19 protein-coding genes are annotated in these 22,515 nt (G+C 66.5%); 1 reads left to right on the forward strand and 18 read right to left on the reverse strand.

The window, feature by feature from the left end:
• Positions 1-41 precede the first annotated feature (41 nt).
• The 6 genes from porU to OEX18_05045 all read right to left on the reverse strand — a co-directional run bounded on the left by porU (position 42) and on the right by OEX18_05045 (position 11,364).
• A complete protein-coding gene (gene porU, locus OEX18_05020) occupies positions 42-3,920 on the reverse strand; it encodes a type IX secretion system sortase PorU (GenBank protein ID MDH4336622.1) in 3,879 nt (1,292 codons plus the stop codon).
• Between the two features lie 76 nt (positions 3,921-3,996).
• On the reverse strand, positions 3,997-4,170 hold the full coding sequence (locus OEX18_05025) for a Trm112 family protein (GenBank protein MDH4336623.1): 174 nt from the start codon (positions 4,168-4,170) through the stop codon (positions 3,997-3,999).
• Positions 4,171-4,249: 79 nt separating this feature from the next.
• Complete coding sequence (locus OEX18_05030; GenBank protein MDH4336624.1) at positions 4,250-5,230, reverse strand: acetyl-CoA carboxylase carboxyltransferase subunit alpha; 981 nt, start codon at positions 5,228-5,230, stop codon at positions 4,250-4,252.
• Positions 5,231-5,259: 29 nt separating this feature from the next.
• The gene (locus tag OEX18_05035) at positions 5,260-6,009 is read right to left on the reverse strand and encodes a YjbH domain-containing protein (GenBank protein MDH4336625.1); all 750 of its coding nucleotides are present in this window, start codon (positions 6,007-6,009) and stop codon (positions 5,260-5,262) included.
• Positions 6,006-9,449: a DNA polymerase III subunit alpha gene (locus OEX18_05040; protein ID MDH4336626.1), complete on the reverse strand. Its 3,444-nt coding sequence runs from the start codon at positions 9,447-9,449 to the stop codon at positions 6,006-6,008. The genes OEX18_05035 and OEX18_05040 overlap by 4 nt, the downstream gene beginning before the upstream one ends.
• Before the next feature lie 16 nt (positions 9,450-9,465).
• Positions 9,466-11,364, reverse strand: a complete 1,899-nt coding sequence (locus OEX18_05045) for a M23 family metallopeptidase (protein MDH4336627.1) — start codon at positions 11,362-11,364, stop codon at positions 9,466-9,468.
• Between the two features lie 165 nt (positions 11,365-11,529).
• Here OEX18_05045 and OEX18_05050 point away from each other — a divergent pair, with 165 nt between their 5' ends.
• Positions 11,530-13,323: a SurA N-terminal domain-containing protein gene (locus tag OEX18_05050; protein MDH4336628.1), complete on the forward strand. Its 1,794-nt coding sequence runs from the start codon at positions 11,530-11,532 to the stop codon at positions 13,321-13,323.
• Positions 13,324-13,376: 53 nt separating this feature from the next.
• On the opposite strand, the gene tatA is transcribed toward OEX18_05050, so the two are convergent.
• From tatA to groL, 12 genes are all read right to left on the reverse strand, one after another.
• Entirely contained in the window at positions 13,377-13,589 is a 213-nt protein-coding gene (gene tatA / locus OEX18_05055) for a twin-arginine translocase TatA/TatE family subunit (GenBank protein ID MDH4336629.1), read from the reverse strand.
• Positions 13,590-13,603: 14 nt separating this feature from the next.
• Complete coding sequence (locus OEX18_05060) at positions 13,604-13,876, reverse strand: DUF4321 domain-containing protein (protein MDH4336630.1); 273 nt, start codon at positions 13,874-13,876, stop codon at positions 13,604-13,606.
• 64 nt (positions 13,877-13,940) lie between these two features.
• Positions 13,941-14,390, reverse strand: a complete 450-nt coding sequence (locus tag OEX18_05065; protein ID MDH4336631.1) for a LytR C-terminal domain-containing protein — start codon at positions 14,388-14,390, stop codon at positions 13,941-13,943.
• Between the two features lie 12 nt (positions 14,391-14,402).
• Positions 14,403-14,885: an HIT domain-containing protein gene (locus OEX18_05070; protein ID MDH4336632.1), complete on the reverse strand. Its 483-nt coding sequence runs from the start codon at positions 14,883-14,885 to the stop codon at positions 14,403-14,405.
• Positions 14,885-15,631 carry an NTP transferase domain-containing protein gene (locus OEX18_05075; GenBank protein MDH4336633.1) on the reverse strand — a complete coding sequence of 249 codons (747 nt, stop codon included), beginning with the start codon at positions 15,629-15,631 and terminating at the stop codon, positions 14,885-14,887. The genes OEX18_05070 and OEX18_05075 overlap by 1 nt, the downstream gene beginning before the upstream one ends.
• Before the next feature lie 13 nt (positions 15,632-15,644).
• On the reverse strand, positions 15,645-16,529 hold the full coding sequence (gene panC, locus OEX18_05080) for a pantoate--beta-alanine ligase (GenBank protein ID MDH4336634.1): 885 nt from the start codon (positions 16,527-16,529) through the stop codon (positions 15,645-15,647).
• A 9-nt stretch (positions 16,530-16,538) separates the two neighbouring features.
• Positions 16,539-17,354, reverse strand: a complete 816-nt coding sequence (gene panB, locus OEX18_05085; GenBank protein ID MDH4336635.1) for a 3-methyl-2-oxobutanoate hydroxymethyltransferase — start codon at positions 17,352-17,354, stop codon at positions 16,539-16,541.
• Positions 17,351-18,034, reverse strand: coding sequence for a deoxynucleoside kinase (locus OEX18_05090; protein MDH4336636.1), 684 nt, complete (start codon positions 18,032-18,034; stop codon positions 17,351-17,353). Before OEX18_05090 ends, panB begins: the two co-directional genes overlap by 4 nt.
• A 1-nt stretch (position 18,035) precedes the next feature.
• A complete protein-coding gene (gene folK, locus OEX18_05095; protein MDH4336637.1) occupies positions 18,036-18,545 on the reverse strand; it encodes a 2-amino-4-hydroxy-6-hydroxymethyldihydropteridine diphosphokinase in 510 nt (169 codons plus the stop codon).
• Between the two features lie 36 nt (positions 18,546-18,581).
• Positions 18,582-18,953, reverse strand: a complete 372-nt coding sequence (gene folB, locus OEX18_05100) for a dihydroneopterin aldolase (GenBank protein MDH4336638.1) — start codon at positions 18,951-18,953, stop codon at positions 18,582-18,584.
• Positions 18,954-18,963: 10 nt separating this feature from the next.
• The gene (locus tag OEX18_05105; GenBank protein MDH4336639.1) at positions 18,964-20,601 is read right to left on the reverse strand and encodes a hypothetical protein; all 1,638 of its coding nucleotides are present in this window, start codon (positions 20,599-20,601) and stop codon (positions 18,964-18,966) included.
• A gap of 263 nt (positions 20,602-20,864) precedes the next feature.
• Entirely contained in the window at positions 20,865-22,499 is a 1,635-nt protein-coding gene (gene groL, locus OEX18_05110) for a chaperonin GroEL (protein MDH4336640.1), read from the reverse strand.
• Between the last annotated feature and the right edge of the window lie 16 nt (positions 22,500-22,515).

A 22,515-nucleotide genomic window follows, 5' to 3' on the forward strand; every position in this document is an offset into this window, starting at 1 on the left:
ATAATAAGGCTTCAGGACCTGAGCGGTCAAGGCTGGCGCCGTCATCGGATACGGGTCAGCTTGCCGCGCAGGACCGTCGGGGGTCGGTCCAGTCCCACGAAATCCACTGTTGCCACATACAGATAGGACCCGTTGGCGATATCGTCGCCCGCGGCGTCCCGGCCATCCCATTCGATCCATACCTCGCCACCGTCCCGGATCTGCTCGATCCGCCGCACCCGCTTGCCCGACACCGTGAAGATGTCCACGGTCACCGAGGCCCGGTTGGAAAGCCGGAACAGGAACTGGGTCGAGGTCTGAAACGGGTTCGGGTAGTTCATGACCGCCTGCGCGTAATAGTCCTGCGCATCGGTCACGTCGAAGAACAGCGTATCGAGCGCGGTTGCACCGAAGCTGTCGCTCACCTTGTACACCAGGCGGTGCTTTCCGACGTCGAGGTCCGGCAACGGGAACAGCAGCACGCCCGACGTATCCACCCCCCCGTGATCGAAGGAGAAGTACTTGTTCACATCGATGGGCACCGGGAGATCATCGATCAGAATCGCCTGCCTCCCCTCGTTGGTCGTGGCCAGGATGTTGATGCCGTCCTGGTCGCGCACCAGCGCACGCACCGTGTCGCCGGGCTTTACCACCTTGAGGCCGCTCTTGAACCCCAACTCCACGCGGGGCGCGCCGTCGAGTTGCTTGAGCGCGAGCGAATCCGCCAGCGTGGGCGCCGCCACCACCAGCACGCTGTCGATGGCCTCGGCGGCATCGCTCCCGCCGGCGTCGGCGTACGCGGCGGCAAACGCGAGCGGACCGGTGGCCGCCAGCCGCGGCACGCGGAAGCTCACCTCGAACTCCCCGTCGTGGACGTCGGCGGAACCGCTGTAGATCACGCCGCCGGGGACGTCGTAGTTCATCACGATGGCCGTGTTGCAGCGCGTCTGGTACGCGCGGCGAATGCGCGGCTCGCGCACCGTCACCGTCACCGCACCGGTGAAACCGGCGTCGGTGGCGCCGTCCCGCAACACCCGGCCGCGCAGCACGTGGCGCGCGCCGGCCACCAGTGTTTCCTGGCCCGTGGTCTCGAAACGCAGTGCCTGCCGCGCGATGGCCGGCCTCATGGCCGGGTCGCCGAGCAGGTTGTACTTCCAGTTGTTCTCTTCCTGGAAGGGCTGGAAATACGTTTCCGCCGCAGAGTGCAGCTTGGACGCCATGGCGGCCACGCCGATGGGTGCATCGGTATCCCCCAGCCAGCGCGGCGTCATCAACTTGAACAGCGCGGCATTGAGCTTGGCGTTGGGGCCGGGGTAGGTTTCCCGGGACGCGGTCATCGTGGCCACCGCACCCCCTTCGGCGCGAACAATGAGCTTCTCGGAGAGGCTCTTGCCGGCCGGATTGGCGAAGTCTCCAATCGTGCAGCTGAACGCCATGACCACCGGCAACCGCAGGCCGTTGTTGAGCTGGCTCACGTCCGACCCCAGGAACACCTGCTCGTCCGCCATCTGCTGCGAACTTCCGTGTCCGATGTAGTTGACCACCAGCGCGCCCTGGTTCCATTCGTCCAGGAACTCCAGCCTCGACTGCGGCTTCACGCTGCCGATCTGCGCGTACTCGGTGAGGTAGATCTTGCGCACCGTCAGGTAGTTGGCCGCGTAGGTGTAGGTGATCGCCTCGGATTCGTCCGTCCACGATGTCTCGCACGCGGACTCGAACGACGACAGTTCGTCGTCCGCCACCAGGATGATTTCATCGCGCCACGTCTCGCGCGGCGAGTCGAGCTCGTACCCGATCACCTTGTCGACCGCAATCGACGCCTCTTCCGCGGATTCGACCGGCAGGCGGCCCAGCGCGACGTCCATGACCGACGCGCCGCCCACCTGATCGCTGGCGTCCATGTGGGCGAACCAGTCGTCGGTCGCCATGGCGAACAGCGTGGTGCGGGTGAAGTACAGATTGGTCGGAACATAATCGGGCTGTGCACTCGCGTTGTTGCGAAAGTCGACCGTCGCGTCACCCAGCAGCAGCACGTAGCCCAGCCGGGGATTGCCATTGGCGTCGATTGCGTTTTCGTACAGGAACTTGATGTAGTTGCGAATCGCCATCGGGTCTGGGAGCCCCGCCGAGAAGTTGTCGAAGATTTCGTCGGTGGTGACGACCTTCACCGATGGATTGCCGTAGAACGGAAGATGGGCAGCCCGATGGGCGCGAAGGCGCTCCGCCGCCGCGCGGAAACCGGCGTGACACACGATGAGCATATTGGGACCCGCGCTCTCGTTGCGCAGATCCACCGGGGTTACGCGCGTCACGCTGGGCTTGCGCAGGGCTCCCCCGCTGCCAACCCAGTAGTGGCGCCGTTCGGCGGCCAGGCTGGATGAGAAGCGAACGCGCCGTCCGCCACCGGATGGGGTCACCTCGGCGCCGGTCAGTTCGAAAGGCGACCACGGATCGGTGACATCGAACGCGTACAACGTCCCCTGGGTGGTGAAACTGGTGGCGCTGAAGTTCACCACGCCGCTGGTATCGGGCGACGAGAACGCGATGGCATCGTCGACAGCGCGGATGCGGCGTTCGTAGCCGATCGAGAACCAGGCGAAGAACATCTTGTCGATGGGATTGAGATCGCCAGGAACCTGCAGACGGAACTGGTTGGCGCCGTTCAGCAGAAAGTCGCCGCTGATACGCACGGGAACTCCGTCTTCGAAGTAGCGGTGGGTCACCTGTGCGTTCCACACCAGCCCGCCCACGGTGCGCTCCACCCCGCCGCGAAGATTCAGGTACAGCGCATGGTGCCCGATGTTGCTGCCCGTCGGGTCGTTGGCCGATACGTACGGGGCGAGCGCCACGGATCGAAACACCTGCGGGCGCGACGCAACCAGGTCGCGGACGTCGATCGACACCAGGCCGTAGCGCGAGTTTCCCGGGCGCGGCACGTCGAGCCACAGCCAGCCATCGCCGCGGTAGTCGAAATCGCTGATCAGGTCGCGCTCCCGGTACTCGCGGTGGAAGTAGGTGGTGCGGTCCGGCGCCGCCACCGGCACCGCGGCCACGCCGGCCATGCGCAACGGGGTTCCCCCCAACGCGCCTCCCCAGGAGAGGAAGTACGTGTTGCTCTTTGCGTGGCTGTGACGGTAGTGGAGCGTGTCCGCCGCCGGACCGTAATAGTCCGCCCAGTCCTCGGCGCCGACGGCATAGAACACAATCCGGTCGCTGGCGTCGAAGGTCCCGTCGGAGCCGGCTTCCACGCGCAGGGGAACTTCGCGCATCGCCTGCCCAGGCTGCCACGACCCGTTGGCGTCGGTCAGGTCGCGCGCCTGCATGCGCACGCCGCCGGTGTATGCACGCAACGTCGCGGGATCGATGCCGGCGAGGCTCACGCCGGCCGCCGAAAGATCCGCGCCGGTGACTGCATACATGCCGCGGGAGGCGAGCGTGAGCCGGGCCCAGTTGGGCGAGCGCGAGAACCACGGATCCGGCGACCCGCTGCGCGGTGTCACCGGAAACACGTCGGTATTCACGACCAGCGCCTTGAGCAACGGATCCACGGTGCTTGCGTCGCGCACCTCGGCCGCGGGCGTGTAGTCCACGGTCACGGTGGACAGCGGCAGGCCGGCCGGGACCGAGACCCGCACCCACAGGGCGCGCGTGCCACGGTATATGAACGGCTGGGATACGATGATGGTGTCGGCGAGGGCGTCTGCGCGAATCGCGGCACCCGCACCCGGCTCGAAATCAACCGACCACGTGCCGCCGGGGGATATGGCGACGAAGAAGGTCTGGATGACGGGCTGGTTGTCCGGGCTTTCGCTCGTCAACTCGATCACGACGCGGCCATTGCTGTCCGAGACGGTGCGGACCTGCCCGCCCGCATAGACGGAGCCGGCCGCCGTGAGCGCGCACAACGCGAGAATGAAAATCGTAATCTTGACTGAACGCATGTGGCAACAAACGCGCGTCTTCACGGCCGCCGCTGTCGGTCGGCCGTTCGCACGCAACGGGTGGCTGCGATCTCCTCTACGCGTCCAGGGGTTCCGCCCGTTCGATGAGCATGATCGGAATCCCGTGCTCGTTGACCGGGTACTTGATCCGGCAGCGCATGCACACAAGATGGCGTCCCTTCTCGTCCAGCACGACCTTCTCCTTGCACTTCGGACATGCCAGTATCTCCAGGAGCTCGGGTCGGAGCATGAGGGACACCTCGCAACGGACGGCTAGGGGCGGGATAACTCGAACTTGTCAAATATTTTACAGCGCGGCGCGGGCACGGTCAAGTCGTTTCTTGCTCGTAGAAACCCATGTTCAGGTACTTCTTCAGCCGCCGCTCGCGCAGGGTCGCGGGGCTAAGATGCGAGAGGTAATTGACTTCCTCGTACACCACCTGTCCCAGGGACTCCGCCACCGCCCCCGGATCCCGGTGCGCGCCACCGGCCGGTTCGGGGACGATACGGTCGATGATCCCAAATGAAAGCAGGTGCTTGGCCGTCAGTTTGAGCGCGTCCGCGGCCTCCTTCACCTTGCCCTGGTCCTTCCACAGGATGGCCGCGCACCCCTCCGGGGATATCACCGAATAGATCGCGTGCTGGAGCATCAGGATCCGGTCCGACACCCCCAGCGCCAGCGCGCCACCGCTGCCGCCCTCGCCGATCACCACCGACACGATGGGAACCTTGAGCGAAGCCATCAGCTTGAGGTTCTCGGCGATGGCCAGCGCCTGCCCGCGTTCCTCGGCGCCCAGACCCGGGTACGCGCCCGGCGTGTCAATGAGGGTGACGATGGGCAGGTTGAACTTCTCCGCGAGACGCATGAGCCGGTTGGCCTTGCGGTAGCCCTCCGGATTGGGCATCCCGAAATTGCGCCGGATGTTCTCGCGCGTGTCGCGGCCCTTCTGGTGGCCGATGAGCATGATGCGCAGGTCGTTGAGCATCATGAACCCGCCCACGATGGCCTCGTCGTCGGCGAAGTAGCGGTCGCCGTGCAGTTCGGTGAACTCGCCCCCGAACGCGGTCACGTAGTCCAGGGTGTAGGGACGCTGCGGGTGCCGCGCCAGCTGCACCTGCTGCCACGCGGTGAGCCCCGAGAACACCTCGCCGCGCAGCCGGTCGGCCTTTTCGGTCAGCCGCCCCACCTCGTCGTCGACGGAGACATTCTGGACGATCGCGAGCTGCTTGAGCTCGGCGATCTTGTCCTCCAGTTCGACGATCGGCTGTTCGAAGTCCAGCACGTAACGCCGGGGAGCACGCTGTGCCATACACCCTCCGTCGGGCCCCGCGGGGGGGCTCAGAACCAGTTCAGGTACGTGACCTCGAGTTCCCGGCCGATCTCCGCGTCCGGGCCGAGGTTCCGGGTGAGGTCGCTGAATACTAGCATCAATTGCAGGTGGGCACCAAGCGCCACCCGGACGCCCACATCCACGTACACCCCGCCCTCCCCGAAGCGCCCATCCGGGGTGTCGTCGTTCCAGGCCATGTCCAGATCGCCCAGCAACGAGACCGCGTTGGCGATGGTCCAGTCCGCGGCGCCGAACATGTCGGGGGCGTCGTCGCCATCCGCCGTTTCCAGACTGTAGTTGGCCCCCAGGTGGAGCGACAGATCGCCGGCGAACGAGTGCCAGTTCTTGCTCGCCACCGCGTAGACCCCGGGAGACTTGCGCTCATAGCGCTGGTAGGCGCCGTCGTACGCGTACCAGCCCTGCGAGTCGAACCCGACCGCAACCGCCGGCCAGCGCGCCTCCTCGAGCACACGCGCGCGCACTTCGAAGCCGAGGTGATCGTTGGCGGTGGGCGAACCCGTCTCCACCAGCTTCTGCACGCCGTAGAAGACGCCCACCTGCACGCGGTCCTTGAACCCCAGCCGCACGCCTCCCTGCAGGCTGCTCTCCGGCGTCAGGCGTACCTGCACGCGATACTCGCGGTGCGGGATGATGCCGGCGATGGGATGGCCGACGTTGTCGACCGGTTGCTCGAGCCCGGCCCGCGCCACCGGCGCGGTAAGCACGCACAGCAGCGCGAACGCAGCGGCTCGCTTCACGCACCGATCCCCGCGGGTACCAGCCTCACGTTGCACGCACCCACCGAGGCGGACAACCCGGATACCAGCGCCGGGTCGACGAGCACGCCCTGGCTGCGCGCGCGGATCACGTAGGAGCGGCGGCCGTTCTCCTGGATGTGAAAGAAGACCCGCGAGTCGCCCGGCCGCCCGGTGAGAACGCCCTTGAGTTCGTCCACCTTCTCCTCGCCCATGTGGTCGAGGTCGATGGTGACGTGAACTTCCTTCCACGACGGGGTCTGGTCCTCGCCCACCGAGAGCACGCTGTTGACCAGCACCTTGCCGTCGCCGCCGTTGCGCCGCGAGACACGGCCCTCCACCACCACCACGCTGTTCTCACCGATGTGACGCCGCGACTTCTCCAGAACATCCGCGAACATCACCACCTCCGCCTGACCCTCCGGGTCCTCGATGGTGACGAACGCCATCTGGCGCTGGTTGCGATCGGTGGTGAGTTTGACCGCCGTCACCATGCCGCCGATCAACGCGCGCTCGCCGCCGGGCATGTCGCGCAACTCGCGCGAGGTGGTGGTGCGGATCATGGTGATCAGATCGCGGTAGCGATCGAGCGGGTGACCGGAGAGAAAGAATCCCAGCGATTCCTTCTCCTTCTGCAACTGTTCCTGCGCGGTCCACGGCGCCACCTCCGGCAGCGGGGCCTCGTCCGGCTCCTCGCTCTCGCCGAACAGGCTGGACTGGCCGAGAGCCTGGTCGCGGAAGCGGCGCGCGGCCCGCTCCGTCACCGTCTCCAGCGCGGCCAGCTTCTGCGCGCGGTGGCCGGGCAGCGCGTCCAGCGCCCCGGCTGCGATCAGGCTCTCGTACACGCGCCGCGTCACCAGGCGGCTGTTGATACGCCCGCACAGGTTTTCCAGGGAGCGGAACGCCCCCGCCTCGCTGCGCTCGGCCACGATCGTCTCCACCGCGGCCATGCCCACGTTCTTGACCGCACCCAGTCCATAGTAGATACGCCCCTCGCGCGCGCGGAACTCGGGGTGGCATGTGTTGATGTTGGGCGGCACCACCTCCACGCCGCACTCGCGGCACTCCTCCATCAGCACGGTGATGCGGTCGGTGTCGTCGATTTCGCTGGAGAGCGTCGCCGCCATGAACTCGGCCGGGTAGTGCGCCTTGATGAAACCGGTGCGGATGGAGAGCACGGCATAGGCCGCACTGTGCGACTTGTTGAACCCGTACTCGGCGAACTTCTCCATCTGCGAGAAGATCTTTTCCGCGGTCGACCTGGCGATGCCACGCGCACGCGCGCCCTCGATGAACTGCTTGCGCTGCTCGGCCATCACGTCCTTCTGCTTCTTGCCCATGGCCTTGCGCAGCAGGTCGGCCTCGCCCAGCGAGAACCCGGCCAGGTCGCTGGCGATGCGCATCACCTGCTCCTGGTACAGAATGACCCCGTAGGTGTCGCGCAGGATGGGCTCGAGCAGCTCGTGCTCGTAGGCGATCTCCTTGCGTGCATGCTTGCAGTCCACGAAGTGCGTCACCATGCCGCTGCCCAGCGGGCCCGGGCGGTAGAGCGCGTTCACCGCCACCACGTCGTGGAACCCGGTGGGTCTGAGGTTGGTCAAGAGCTCGCGCATGCCGGAGCTCTCCAGCTGAAAGACGCCCACCGTGCGCCCGGAGCGCAGCAGTTCGTAGGTCTTCTCGTCCTCGAGCGGGATGTCCTCGGGGCGGATGCGCCGCCCGTGGTTCTCCTCCACCATGCGCAGCGCCTTGTCGATCACGGTGAGCGTGCGCAGGCCCAGCACGTCGATCTTGAGCAGACCGATGGCGTCGATGCTCTTCATGTCGTACTGGGTGGTGATTTCGTCGCGATTCGACTTGTAGAGCGGCACGTGGTTGACCAGCGGCGTCGGCGTGATGATCATGCCCGCCGCATGCGTCGACGCGTGGCGCGAAATGCCCTCCAGGGTGAGCGAGAGTTTCATCAGCCGTGCGTAGTCGGCGCTGTTGTCCACCAGGGTCTTGAGTTCGGAGATGTTCTCCAGCGACTCGCGCAACGATGTCCCGGTGACGCCGGGGATGAGCTTGGCGATGCGGTCGACCTCGTCGTAGGGCACCTTGAGCACCCGCCCAACGTCGCGCACCACCGCGCGCGCGGCCATGGTGCCGAAGGTGATGATCTGACAGACGTTGTCCTGGCCATAGCGGTCGATCACATAACGAATCACTTCGTCGCGGCGCTCGAAGCAGAAGTCGATGTCGATGTCGGGCATGCTGACGCGCTCGGGGTTGAGCATGCGCTCGAAGAGCAGGCCGTGCGCCAGCGGGTCGACGTCGGTGATCCCCAGCGCATACGTCACCAGGCTGCCCGCCGCACTGCCGCGACCCGGCCCCACCGGAATATCCCTTTCGCGCGCGTGATGGACGATATCGCGCACGATCAGGAAGTACCCGTCGAAACCCATCTTGGCGATCACCGACAACTCGAAGTCGAGGCGTTTGCGCGTCGCTTCGGATACGTCGCCGTAACGCTGCGCCGCCCCCTCGAAGGCGAGGTGGCGCAGGTAGTCGCCGTTGCTCGCGAACCCCTCCGGCAGCGGGAAGCGCGGCAGGTGCAGCTCCCCCTCCTTGAGTTCCACATCGCACCGCTCAGCGATTGCCACCGTATTCTCCAGCGCCTGTGGATCGTCCGGGAACAACGCCGCCATCTCCGCCGGCGTCTTGAAGAACAGTTCGGTGGTGCTGAAGCGGAAGCGCTTGGGGTCGTCCATGTCGCTGCCGGTCTGCAGGCACAGGAGCGCCTCCTGCGCCTCCGCGTCCTCGCGGTCCAGGTAGTGGACGTCGTTGGACACGATCAGCGGGATGCCGGTATCGGCGCTCAGGCGCCGGTAGATCTCGTTGAGCTGCTTTTGCGGCTCCAGCCCGTGGTCCTGCATTTCGATGTAGTAGTTGCCCGCGCCGAAGACGTCGCGGTACCGGCAGGCAAACGCCTTGGCAGCTTCGTAGCCGTCGTTGAGCGCGAGTTGCGCCACCGTGCCGCGCAGGCAGGCGGTGGTACCGATGAGTCCGTCCGCGTGGCTCTGCAGGGTTTCGAAATCGATGCGCGGCTTGTAGTAGAAGCCCTCGAGGTAAGCGATGGAGGAGAGCTTGATCAGGTTGTGGTAGCCGTCGAGATTGCGCGCCAGCAGGATGAGATGGTCGGTCTGCGAGGGCTCGCCCTTCTTGCGGCCCCGGTCGTGGCGGCTGCCGCGCGTTATGTACGCCTCCATGCCCAGGATGGGCTTGATGCCGGCGCGTTTGGCCGCCTTGTAGAAATGGATCATGCCGAAGAGGTTGCCGTGGTCGGTGAGCGCAACCGCGGGCATGTCCAGGTCCTTCGCGCGGCGCACCAGGTTCTTCACCTTGATGGAGCCGTCGAGCAGGCTGTACTCCGAGTGCGCGTGCAGATGTACGAATGGAGCAGACATGAAAGGAAGCGCTGCTTCAGCGCGAATCGAAAACGACCGTCGCGTCGGCGACGGACTGGTTGCCGGCCTTGTCAAACACGACCACGTGGACGGGTTGTGGTCCGATTATAGGTTCGCCCCGCAGGGTCACAACGATTTTTTTCTTTGCGAAATCCCAGCGTGCGTAACGTTCGCGCCCGCCCACGGTAACGGTGATCCGCGTATCGTCGATTCCCGAGCCCCGGTCCTCCACCGGCACCAGAATCTCCGCAACCGGCAACCCGGTGGCGTAGGACGCCGGCCACGCGAGCTGCGGCGCGCCCAGCCACGGCGGCGTGCCGTCGCGCAGCACCGCAAAGACACCGGGCCGCGTGGAGCGCGCGGTGATACCCGCCGCGTCGCGCGCCCCGCCCAGGAAGGACCAGGTCCGCTTGCGGTCGTCAAACCGGTACACCGCGTCGCGCTCGCCGCACCCGGGGGCCTCGATGCGCAAGTCGAACCCGCGGCGCGTCACCCAGCCGGCCGGTCCCACCCGCACCGGGTCGCCGACGGAGACCAGGCCGTTGGCCGTCTTGGCGTGCTCCGTCTGCGCCCGCGTCACGAACACCACCCCGTCGCCGAAGAGTGTTCCCGGCGCAACCGAGACCGTCACCCCCAGCGCCGGGACCTCCACGTCACCGGCGCCCCCGCGCACGAAACCAGTCACGTACACGGTGGCGGTGTCGCCGCCCGCCCCGCCCGGCAGGGCGCGCACGCGGCCTGCCAGTTCGACCGCCCGTACCACCACCGTGTCCATGACCGCGGCGAAGCCGTCGGCAAAAAAGGCCCCCGCCAGGTCCGGCGCCAGCACGGGATCGCGCGGCCCGGCGCGCGGCGGGCGTCCGCCCGTACCCGCCGGCGTATCGACATAGCGGAACGTGACCTCCGCGTGGTTTCCCGCCGTGTCCAGCGCCACCACGCGCGCGCTGTGAACCTTCCCGGCCGGCCCGGCCGGCAGGCTGCCTCCGCCCGGGAACTCCCTCCCGTCGAGGGTCTCCCCGTCGCGCTGGTACAGTTCGAAGAACGTCACCCCGCGCGCGCGGTTGGCACCGGCGTGGTAGAGCAGGTCGACCTCACCCGCATCCGCGAACGCAAACCGGTCCAGGACGATGCGCGCCACGAGCGAGTCGTCCGCCCACACCTGCATCTCGTACGGGGCGAGCCGCCCGGAGGCGGCGTTGAGCCGGTCGATGACGCTCGCCGCAACCCCCACCCGGCCCGAGATGCGCAGCGTATCCGCGATGGCGTAGCGCCCCCCACCCGCACGGCGCGGCACCAGCTCCAGGGGCTGCAGGACACCCTCCACCCGCGCCGCCGGGTCCAGCGGCACCAGCGCGAGCCTGGAAAAGACGGGACGCTCGCGGTCGGTCACCGCGAATCCGCGCCGGAACGGGTTGATGGCCAGGTCGCCGGAGCGGGTTTCGAAGTGCAGGTGCGGCCCGGCGGTGCCGGTGGCGCCGGACCACGCGATCACGTCCCCGCTCGCCACCCGCAGCGCCCCCGGCGCCAGGTGAAAATCCACGTTGTATCGCCCCGCGCGGCGCTGGGCGGCCGCGAGCGAGTCCTCCAGCGCGGGCATGAACTCGGCGAGGTGCGCGTACACCACCTCGTCGCCATCGTCGAGCATCACGTGCAGCGCCTTGCCGTACCCGAGCGAACCGGCGCGCACCCGCGACACCCACCCGTCGCCGACAGCACGGCACGCCACGCCCTCGCGGCCGTAGGTGCGCACGTCGATCCCCGCGTGGAAACGGCCGTCGCGGTACTCGCAGAAGTTCGATGAGACCGCCTGGCCCAGCGGCACCGGCCACGGGCGCCGCCCGGCGTCGTCGCCGGCGAAAGCGGCGGTCGCGGCGCAAACGAGCGCAACAAAGAGGAAACGCGGGGTCGTGTTCATTGTAAAAGGGCCGACGGTCGCGCCACGCTACCACCCGCGACCGATGGTGTCAAAAGTCCGTTGCGGGGCTGCGGGGCACGCTTGTCAGCGGCCGTATCCTGTGCTATCTTCACCGCTTGGCGTTTTTTCATCCTCGTAGACCGATCCGGGAGTTGTGATGTCGATATGATGAAGCAGATGCGTGAGAACACCAAGATCATCCTTTGGGTGGTGGTCGTGGCGTTCGTCATCACGATCTTCGCCGTCTGGGGGCTCGACCTCCAGTCCGGAGGAATGACCCAGAAGCAGACCCTGGTGGGCCGCGTGAACGGCGTGCCCGTCACGCCGCAGGCGTACCAGTCCGTTTATACCCAGATGGCGCAACAGTTCCGCGCCTCGAGCCCCAATGGAGAGCTCAGCAGCATGCAGCAGGAGATGCTGCGTGACCAGGCGTGGGAGAACATCGTCAGCAACATCCTCACCTCCGAGCAGATCAAACAACTCGGCATCACGGTGAGCGACGAAGAGGTGCTCAACGCCATCCGCACCTCGCCGCCACCGGAGGTGCAGCAGTACTTCAGTGACGAGAACGGCAACTTCGACTACGCCGCGTATCAGTCGGCGCTCAACAACCCCGAGGCCGACTGGACCGCGGTGGAGGATCTGGTGCGCCAGCGCATCCCCGTGCTCAAGCTCAACCAGTACCTGATGTCACAGGTGCACGTCTCGGCCGCCGAGGTACGGCGCGCGTTCGACGAGGAGACGGTGAAGCTGGTGGCGCGCTACGTCAGTTTCCCCATCGATGGCGAGGACATCGGCGACTGGACGCCCTCCGACGAGGACGTGGCGGCGTACTACCAGAAGCACCTGGACCGCTACCAGCAGCCGGAGAAGGCCTCGCTGCAGGTGGTGCGGTTGCCGCGGGTTCCCTCCGACCGCGACCGCTCCGATCTGGTCTACACCGCGGGAATCGTCCGCAAGCAGGCCGTTGGTGGCGAGGACTTCGCCACGCTGGCCCGGACCTATTCCGAGGCCCACACCGCCAGCGTGGGTGGCGAGACCGGTTTCCTCGGCGCCGGCCAGCGCGACGCCGTGGTGATGGACGCCGCGGCCCAGCTCAAACCCGGAGAGATCAGCGAGCCGATCCCCACCACCGACGGTATCTACGTCATCCAGCTCATCGCTTCGCGCAAGGAGAAGGGCGAGCAGCAGGTCAACCTGCGCGAGATATACATGGAGCTCACGCCGGGCCCCGAGACCGCGGACTCGCTGGCCGCGGTGGCGCGCGACATCCACGACCAGGCGGTCGCGGCGAAGGACCTCGCGACGGCGGCCAACGCGCACGGACTCGAGGTCGTGGGCACCGATCCGTTCGCGGCCGGCATGCCCATCTCCGGGCTGGGCTTCGTGCCCGCCGTCTCGCGCTTTGCCTTCGCCGCAACACCCGGCACCATCAGCGACGTGATCCAGGACGACAGCAATTTCTACGTGTGCCGCGTCGAGAACCGCACCCCCGCCGCGCCGCGCCCGGTGGAGGAAGTGGCGGACGTCATCAAGCAGATGCTGTTGCGCGAGCGCAAGGTCGATTCGGCCACCCGCAAGGCGGTGGCCTTCCGCCGCACCGCCACCGTGCCCAACACACCCTTCGAGAAGGCCGCGGCCCAGTACCAGCTGACGGTGGCAAGCACGGACTCCTTCACCGTGGCCGCTCCGGTCGCCGGCATGGGCGCCCACAGCGCCTTCGCGCAGGCGGCACTCTCCACGGTGCCCGGGACGGTGTCAGCCCCGGTCGAGAGCGGCAACGCGGTCTACGTGATTCGTGTGGACGGCCGCCAGGATCCGGACGAAGCGACGTTCCAGGCGCGCGCGCCACAGATTCGCGACCGTATCTATCAGGAGAAGGTGCAGCAGTACGTCAACTACTGGTACGCCGAGTTGCGCAAGAACAGCACCATCGAGGATTTCCGGGAGGCATCCTGAAGCGGAGCGGCGGATAAAAAAAAGCCCGGCCATCCGGCCGGGCTTTTTTCTGCCTAGTCGTCCTTCTTGTCGTGGGGCGGGGATTCGTCCTGATTGCCTTCGATGCTGCTGCGCGCCTCGTTGGTCGCCTGCTTGAACTTGCGAATTGATTTGCCCAGCGCCTCCGCGAAATCGGGAAGGCGGCGCGGACCGAATATCAGGAGCACGATGACGAGGATGATGACCAGCTCGTTCCAGCCGATCGGCCCCAGGAAACCGAATATCATGACCCCTCCGCGCGCTACCAGTAGTAGCGCAGGAACACGAACACAACGAATATTCCCAGCACACTCATCAGGTTCACGCGCAGCGAGAAGCCAAACGTGAAGCTGAACACCACGAGGTCGACGTGGACCGGTCCCACGTGCAGGTCGGTTGCGTTGACGAATACGTCACGAATGACCTTCCCCTCCGGAAGCACCAGGCCAACCGCCTCGCCCACCACGGTGCCCACGACGATTCCGAGAAAGAGTATGAGCGCTATGAACGCTAACGGACGTCTGCGGGGCGCCACCAATGCCTCCCGGTACGGGTTAGGATCAGCATAGGCGAGGCACCCTGCGGCGCCAAGCCCCTTTTCACTCCACTCCGCCGAGCTGCAGGCGCCGGTAGTCGGCGCCCAGGATGAGTTCGACGTCCGCCACGGCGTTGCGGCGGATCTGCGTGGTCACGTTCCGGCAACCGATTCGTTTGGCCAGCAGTTCCGCCTCCGAACCCCGCCGGCGCACGATCAGAACCGTTTCCGCATAGTCGAACCGCTCCGCGTTCCCCACCTCGACCACCGACACCTCCATGCGCCGCAGCGCCGCCTCGGCGTCGCCGGCGATCCCGGGCACACCGCTGCCGTTCTTGATCGAGACGGTGAGCGGCCGTGACCCGCCGTCGCCCGACTGGCGCACGAAGAGGCTGAAGGTGACCGACGCGGCGCACAGCACCAGCGCCACCGTGGCCATGCCCACCGCGATGCGCTGGCCCAGGCCGCCCTGGGCCGGTTTGCGCGCCCGCCGTTTCGCTTTTCTGGCCGCCATTGCCATGCCTCCCTACAGCGCCGCCAGCGCCGCGTGCAGCTTGTGGTAGGTGTCGTTCAGGTCCTCGGACACCACCCGCGTCTCACCCACCGCCGACATGAAGTTGGTGTCGCCCTGCCAGCGCGGAACCAGATGCATGTGGAAGTGGCCGGTGATACCCGCGCCGGCACTGCGCCCCAGGTTGGCGCCCACGTTGATGCCGTCGGGGCCATAGACCTGCGCGAGGGCGCGTTCGCAACGGGACAGCAGACGCACGAGTTCCTCGCCTTCCTCGGCGTCGAACTCGCTCATGCGGTCCACGTGCCGGTTGCACACCACCATGACGTGACCGGTGGTGTACGGGTACCGGTTGATGATCACAAACCAGCGCGCTCCGCGTTGCAGGATCAGGTTGGCGCGGTCGTCGCTTGCGGCGACGAAGCGGCAGAAGAGACAGCCAGCTTCCGGATCGCTCATCAGGTAGGCCGACCTCCACGGCGCGTACAGCCGATCCATCACGATTGATCCCCGACGAAGCGACGCACGGACTCCAGTTCGTCCGGATTGTTCACGCCCGCCACCTCGCGCGCGTCCTCCACCCGCCAGGCCCCAACCGGGCGGCCCTCATGGTGCAAAAGCCCCACCACGTCGGTCAGGTAGTACTCGTTCTGCGCATTGCGCCGCGTCACGCGCCCCAGCGCGGGAAACAACTCATCCGCCTGGAAACAGAACAGGCCGGAGTTGATTTCGCGGATGGCCCGCTCCGCCTCGGTTGCATCCCGGTGCTCGACGATGCGCTCCAGTCCGCCGGCGGCGCCACGCACGATGCGTCCGTACCCGCCGGGGTCGTCCAGCTCGGCCGTCAACACGGTCGCCGCGGCGCCCGAGCGCAGGTGGTGTTCCAAGAAGGCGCCGATCGTTTCCGCGCGCAGGCCGGGTACATCGCCGTTGAGGACCACGACGGTCCCCTTCCAGTCCTGCAGCAGCGGAGCGGTCTGCATGACGGCGTGCCCCGTACCCAGTTGCTCGTTCTGGCGCGCGAACTCGACCCCCTGGTCGCGGCAGGCATCTTCCACGCGTTCGGCCTGGTAGCCGGTCACCACCACCACCCGTCCCGGTGCGAGGCGCTGAACGCTGTCGATGACGTGACACAGCATGGGCCGTCCGCCGATCTCGTGCAGGACCTTGGGCAGTTCGGAATTCATCCGCTTGCCCTGCCCGGCGGCGAGAATGACGATGGCAATGTTGCTGTCTTGCTGCACGGTAATCCTGTAATCAGAACAGCGGCGCGTCCGCAACCACACGGTCGGGGCCAACTTCGAACACCATGTTGTCGATGAGCCGCGTGCTTCCAACCCACGCGGCAAGCGCGAGTATAGCGCGCCCTTCCAGACGCTCCAAAGGAGAAAGATCGTCCGCGCGACGCACCTCGACGTAGTCCACGCGCTCGATTCCTGCGCGCGTGAGTGCGCCCCGGGCCGCTTGCTCCACCGCGCGCGCGGAACGCTCCCCCGCCTGCAGCGCGTCGCGGGCCGCGGCCAGTGCCACGGGAACCGCCGCCGCACGCGCGCGCTCGCCGTCCGACAGGTAGGCGTTGCGCGAACTCATGGCGAGGCCGTCGGGCTCGCGCACGGTGCGCGCCAGCCGGATCTCCACACCCTCGCAGAGCTGCCGCGCCATGGCGCGCACCACCAGCGCCTGCTGCGCGTCCTTCTGGCCGAATACCGCCACGTCGGGCCGCACGATATGAAGCAGTTTCGCCACCACCGTGGCCACGCCACGGAAATGCCCGGGCCGGAACCGTCCGCACATGGGCTCGGCCAGCTTCCCCGGGTCCACCCACACCGTCTGTGTTTCGGGATACATCACCGCGGTCGCGGGCGCAAACAGCACATCGCACCCCCACGCCTCCAGCAGTGCACGGTCCTGCGCCAGTGTGCGTGGATAGGCGTCGAGATCCTCCCCGGCGCCGAACTGGGTGGGATTGACGAAGATCGAGCAAACCACCAGCGCACCCGCATCCGCCCGGGCCGCGGCCACGCACGCACCGTGCCCGGGGTGCAACGCCCCCATGGTGGGGACGAAGGCGACGCGGTGGCCGGCGGCGCGGCGCGCGTCGAGATGGGCACGCAGAGGCCCGATCTCGTGGAAGACGTGCATGAGAGAAGACTACTCCGACGGGTAGCTGTGGTCGAGATCCGGAAAGCGTCCTGCGCGGACGTCCTCGGCGTAGGCCGAGAAGGCTTCGGCCATGGTGCGCCCCACCTCGGCGTACCGCTTTACGAAGCGGGGCGCAAACTGGTCGTCCATTCCCAGCAGGTCGTTGACGACGAGTACCTGGCCATCGCAGTGGGGTCCCGCACCGATGCCGATGGTGGGAATCGACAACGCCTCGGTGATCTGCCGGGCCAGCGGCCACGGCATCCCTTCCAGGACGACCGCGAAGCAGCCACACGACTCCAGGAAACCCGCGTCGTCGATCAACTGCTGCGCGGCGTGCTGTTCCTTACCCTGGACGCGATAGCCGCCGAACTGATGCACCGACTGCGGCGTGAGCCCCAGGTGGCCCATCACCGGAATGGCCGCGTCGACGATGCCGCGGATGGCCGCCTCCATGCGCCGGCCGCCCTCCAGCTTCACCGCTTCCATCCCGCCCTCCTTCACCATCCGGCCCGCGTTGCGCACCGCGTCGCTCACCCCGGCCTGGTAGGACATGAAGGGCAGGTCACCCACGGTCAGGGCGCGCGGACGCGCCCGCGCCACCGCACGGGCGTGGTGAATGACCTCCTCCATCGTCACCGGCAGCGTGTTCTCATAGCCGAGCACCACCATGCCCAGGCTGTCGCCCACCAGGATCACGTCCACGCCCGCCCGGTCCTCGATGACCGCGGTGGGATGGTCGTAGGCGGTGAGGACCACGATTTTGCGCCCTTCCCGCTTCATCTGGCGCAGCGTCTGCACGGTCACCCGCGCGCGCCCCGTCATCGGTCCTCCCATGACGGCACGTAGAACTCCGTGTTGACCACCGGCTCGGTGAGACGCGTGAGCAGATCCACGAAGTGGCGCTCGTCATTGACGAAGTCCATCGCATCGGTGTTGACCACCAGCAGCGGGCCCGCCGAATAGTTGAAGAAGAAGTGGTTGAAGGCTTCGTTGAGTACGTCGAGGTAATCGCGCGACAACGGCCGTTCGAAGTCCCGCCCCCGCGCCTGGATGCGGTCGAACAGCACCTGGCCCGACGCCTGCAGATAGATGGCCAGGTCCGGCGCGTTCACCTTGGCCTCCAGCTCGGAGGCAACCCGCTCATACAGGGCGAGCTCGTCGTCGCTCAGGTTCACGTTGGCAAAGATGCGGTCGCGCGCAAATACGTAGTCGAACACCACCAGGTCGGCGAAGAGGTCGCGCTGGTTGAGCTGCAACTGCTGCTTGTAGCGGTTCATGAGGAAGACGAGCTGGGCCTGGAAGGCATATGCCCCCGCGTCTTCGTAGAACCGTTCCAGGAAGGGATTGTCGTCGACCCGGTCCTCGACCATGCGGCCGCCCAGGCGCTTCACGATGAGCCGCGCCAGCGAGGTCTTGCCCACGCCGATGCTACCCTCGATGGCGATGCGCCCGAAACCGCGTTCCAGGATCCCCCGGCGAATATCGGCGTAGCTCGCGTCCACATCAACCCCGCGTTATCAGCGACCATCCCCCCACCCGGACCACGGCCAAGCCGTCGGGCAGGGCGTCGACGAGTTCCTCGATCGGGCGCCCGCTCCTGGGGCATCGGAAACCGGGCGCCAGTTCCCGCAGCGGATGCAGGACGAAGGCGCGCCGGTGATAGCGCGGATGGGGGAGAATAAGCCCCGGCGCCTCCAGAACCTCGCCGGCATAGTCGACCAGGTCCAGGTCGATTTCACGGGATTCCCCGTGTCCGCCGCTGCGCCCCACCTCGGCTTCGATCGATTTCATTCGCTCTAACAAATCGGCCGGGTCATGTAAAGCAACAACCTGCGCAACCGCATTGATAAAGCGGGGCGCACCGGGGATGTCTTCGGGGTCAGACTCGTAGAGCCCGCTGACGCGGAGCAGGCGGGCGGCCCCGCGCCGCTGCAACAGACGGGCGGCACGGAGGATGTTGGCCTCGCGGCGGCCGAGGTTGGCGCCGAGGGCCACGTACGCGATGCGGGGCATTCGACTCCGTTCCGGCCCGGCGGCACGGGCGGCGCGTCACATGACGGGCGCCTCGCGAACGAGGCACACCTCGACGTGCGAGAGGTTGTTCGGAAACGGGAGGTTGAGCTTGCGCAGGCGGATCTCGACGCGCGACACCGGAAACCCGGCAATGATGGCCGCGCAGATCTCGTCGCCGAGCGCCTCCAGGAGCCGGTAGCGCTTCTCGCCCCCGACCACCTCCATCACCTTGCTGTACACGGCTTCGTAGTTGATGGTGTCCTGCAGCGAGTCGCTCCGGCACGCGGCGGCGAGGTCGCTGTGGATGTCCAGATCGATCTGGATCTTCTGACCGACCTCCCGCTCCGCCGGCGAGACGCCATAGAAGCCGAAGACCGTGATGTCCTTCAAACGAATGATGTCTGCCACGTGCGTATCGCTACTGGACCGCGCCGGATATATCCACCGACAGGATACCGGGCGTATCCGGGCTGAAAAACGTGGGAGAGTGGAGGATGTTCCCCGCACCCCAGACCGGGCTCAGCGACATCACCGGGCGGTAGACGGCGGCGTCGCCGGCCGGGAACGTTCCGGTCAAGGCCACCGACTTCGTGAGCACGCCGCCGGAAAGATCCACGATCTCCAGCCACGCCAGTCCGGCGCGCGTGACACGGAAGACCATCCACTGGTCGTCGGGCGAGAAGGCTATGTCGCGCACGATGTCTCCGGGCAGCGCCTGGTAGCGCAGCTGCGCCGTGGTGCCGGTCACCGTGAATACCTGCGCAACCGACGCGTCGTCCGCGTTCTTGCCGGTGGCGGACACGCCGAGCAGCGTCCCGTTGACGGACCACTTCAACTCCTGGACCGAAATCGGCAGGCCGGAAACGTCCACCAGGCTCGCCCCGGAACCGCTTGTGGTCATGAGGTAGAGGATGTTGTCACCACTCACGATGGCCAGCGTGGAAGCCATCGGGTTCCACGCGCGCAACGGGCGCGCCGGCACGCCTCCGGGCAGCGTCAGGGCCATGGTCCCGCCGGTGTCGGTCAGCCGAACCAGGCTCGACTGATTCGTGTCCACGTTGGTGCCCGCAACCGGCATCCCGTAGACCTCCCACTGATTCGCGCCGCCACGATCCGAGATGAACGTGAGCCAGTTCTGGTCGGTCGAGAACGTGGGGTAGTAGTTCTTGTGATTCGAGTGGTTCCCGGTTGCGCGTACGCGCGTCGGTCCCGCGGGCCAGTAGATGAAAATGTCGATGGAATCCAGCGACGCGCTGAACACGTTGGTGACAGTCCCCTGGAAGGCGATCATCTGCGCGTCGGGCGAGACGGCCGGATTGGCGAACTGGTTGCGCCGCCCCGAATCGAACGGCGCCAGGTCCTGGCTGATCCTTTGCAGCGTGCCGAGCGTCAAGTCGCCCACGTAGATCTGCCGTTGCTTCGGGTTGGGGTTGGCGACCGTGAGCGAGTTGGGTTCGGCGACGGTGGTCGCATGAACCTCGAAGGCGAGGTTCGGGGCGTAGACCAGCTCGAAGCCGGTCGGACGCACCGGGCTCACCGCGTCCGAGGCCACGCCGCTGATGTACGACCAGGTCTCAACACCGAGCGATACGTCGGGAGAACGAAGGTAGTAGAAATCGATGCCACCGGGCAGGAGGGTCACCGCGCCCGCCTCCGTCCCAATCAGCGTCTCCTGCTCACCCACGAACAGCGTGGTCTTCGAGCTTACGGTGCCGGCATCATTGGTGGCCTTTACCGTCACGGTATAGAAGCCGATGGCGGCCGGCGCCACCCAGCGCACCGTCATCTTGTTGTCCTCGACAAACTCCCCGCCGTCGGCGGTCCATGCGGTGGTCGGAATGTCCCCCACATTCGCCGAACTCGACCGGATGTCGGCGGTCAGCGCGATGGTGTCGCCGGGAGTCGCGGCCTTGGGCGATACGATGATCTGCTGGACCTTCAGAGGCGTCGACGCGGGAGTGGTGGTGTCGCTGTTCTTGTTGTCATCGCACGCCGCAAGCGACGCCAGCACGGCTGCGAGACAGATAAGACGAACCGATAGAACCGTCGTTTTCAAACGCAAACCTCCACAACTGGACCGCGTATCGAGAAGCCGGCCGAGGGATCGTCCGACTCTGTCGCAAGGAAACGGAAATTGGCACCGGGGGTGGGGTTATCCTGCCAGTACGATACCCGCCGCCGCCCGGGGGTTCAAGGGCTTTTTGTCGGCCGCGGGGGCGCGATTCCCGCCCCAACCGTCGCGGCCACCCGGAAAAAGAGCAGCGCGCCGCCGGGCGAACCGGCGACGCGCTGCGTCTGGATCCAGAATCCCGGGGGATTCTAGTACATGTCACCCATGCCGCCGCCCGGGACGCCGCGTCCCGCACCGGCCTTCTCGTCCTCCGGAATGTCCGTGACGACACATTCCGTGGTGAGGAGCATGCCGGCGACGCTGGCCGCGTTCTGCAGCGCGCTGCGCGTCACCTTGGTGGGGTCGACGATGCCGGCCTTGAACATGTCGACGTACTCGCCGGTGGCAGCGTTGTACCCGATGTTCTCCGCCTGCTTGAGGACGTGCTCCACGATGAGCGAACCCTCGGCACCGGCGTTGGCCGCGATCTGGCGCAGCGGGGACTCGAGCGCGCGGCGCACGATGTTGACGCCGATTGCGGCGTCGCCCTCGAGCACCAGCTTGTCGAGCACCTTCGCGGCGCGAATCAGCGTGATGCCGCCACCCGGCACGACGCCCTCTTCGACCGCCGCGCGCGTCGCCGCGAGCGCGTCCTCCACGCGGGCCTTCTTCTCCTTCATCTCAACCTCGGTGGCCGCACCCACGCTGATGACGGCAACGCCGCCGGCCAGCTTGGCGAGACGCTCCTGGAGCTTCTCCTTGTCGTACTCCGAGGTGGTGTCCTCGATCTGGCGGCGGATCTGGCCGACGCGCGACTTGATGTCGGCCGCCTTGCCCGCACCCTCGACGATGGTGGTGTTGTCCTTGTCGATGGTGATGCGCTTGGCCTTGCCGAGATCAGCGACGGTCGCGTTCTCGAGCTTGAAGCCCGCCTCTTCCGAGACCACACGGCCACCGGTGAGGATGGCGATGTCCTCGAGCATGGACTTGCGGCGATCGCCGAAGCCCGGAGCCTTCACCGCGCACACCTGCAGGGTGCCGCGCAGCTTGTTCACGACCAGCGTGGCCAGCGCCTCGCCCTCGATGTCCTCGGCGATGATGAGGAAGGGACGGCCCATCTGCGCCACCTTCTCCAGGATCGGCAGCAGGTCCTTCATGGACGCGATCTTCTTGTCATGGATGAGAATGACCGCATCCTCCAGCGTCACTTCCATGCGCTCGGCGTTGGTGACGAAATACGGCGAGAGATAACCGCGGTCGAACTGCATGCCCTCCACGACTTCGTGGGTGGTCTCCATGCCGCGCGCCTCTTCCACCGTGATGACACCGTCCTTGCCGACCTTGATCATGGCCTCGCCGATCAGGTCGCCGATCTCGGGATCGTTGTTGGCGCTGATGGTTGCCACGCTGCCGATGCCTTCCTTGGTCATCTTGATCGTGGTGCTCTTGCGCTTGATCTCCGCGACGACCGCCTCGGTGGCCTTCTGGATGCCCTTCTTGAGGAACATCGGGTTGGCCCCGGCGGTGACGTTCTTGATGCCCTCGGCGATCATCGCCTGGGCGAGAATGGTCGCGGTGGTGGTGCCGTCGCCCGCGACGTCCTGCGTCTTGGTGGCGACTTCCTTCACCATCTGTGCGCCGAGATTCTCGAACGGATCGTCGAGTTCGATCTCCTTGGCAATGGTGACACCGTCGTTGGTGATGCTCGGGCTGCCGAATTTCTTGTCGAGGACGACGTTGCGTCCCTTGGGGCCGAGCGTGATACGCACGGCGTTGGCGAGTTTGTCGACGCCGGTCCTGAGCTTTTCGCGCGCTTCGGCGTCGTAGATCAACTGTTTTGCCATTGGTGGCCTCCTGTGT

It is taken from the genome of Candidatus Krumholzibacteriia bacterium (genome assembly GCA_029865265.1).
Taxonomy (GTDB): Bacteria; Krumholzibacteriota; Krumholzibacteriia; order WVZY01; family JAKEHA01; genus JAKEHA01.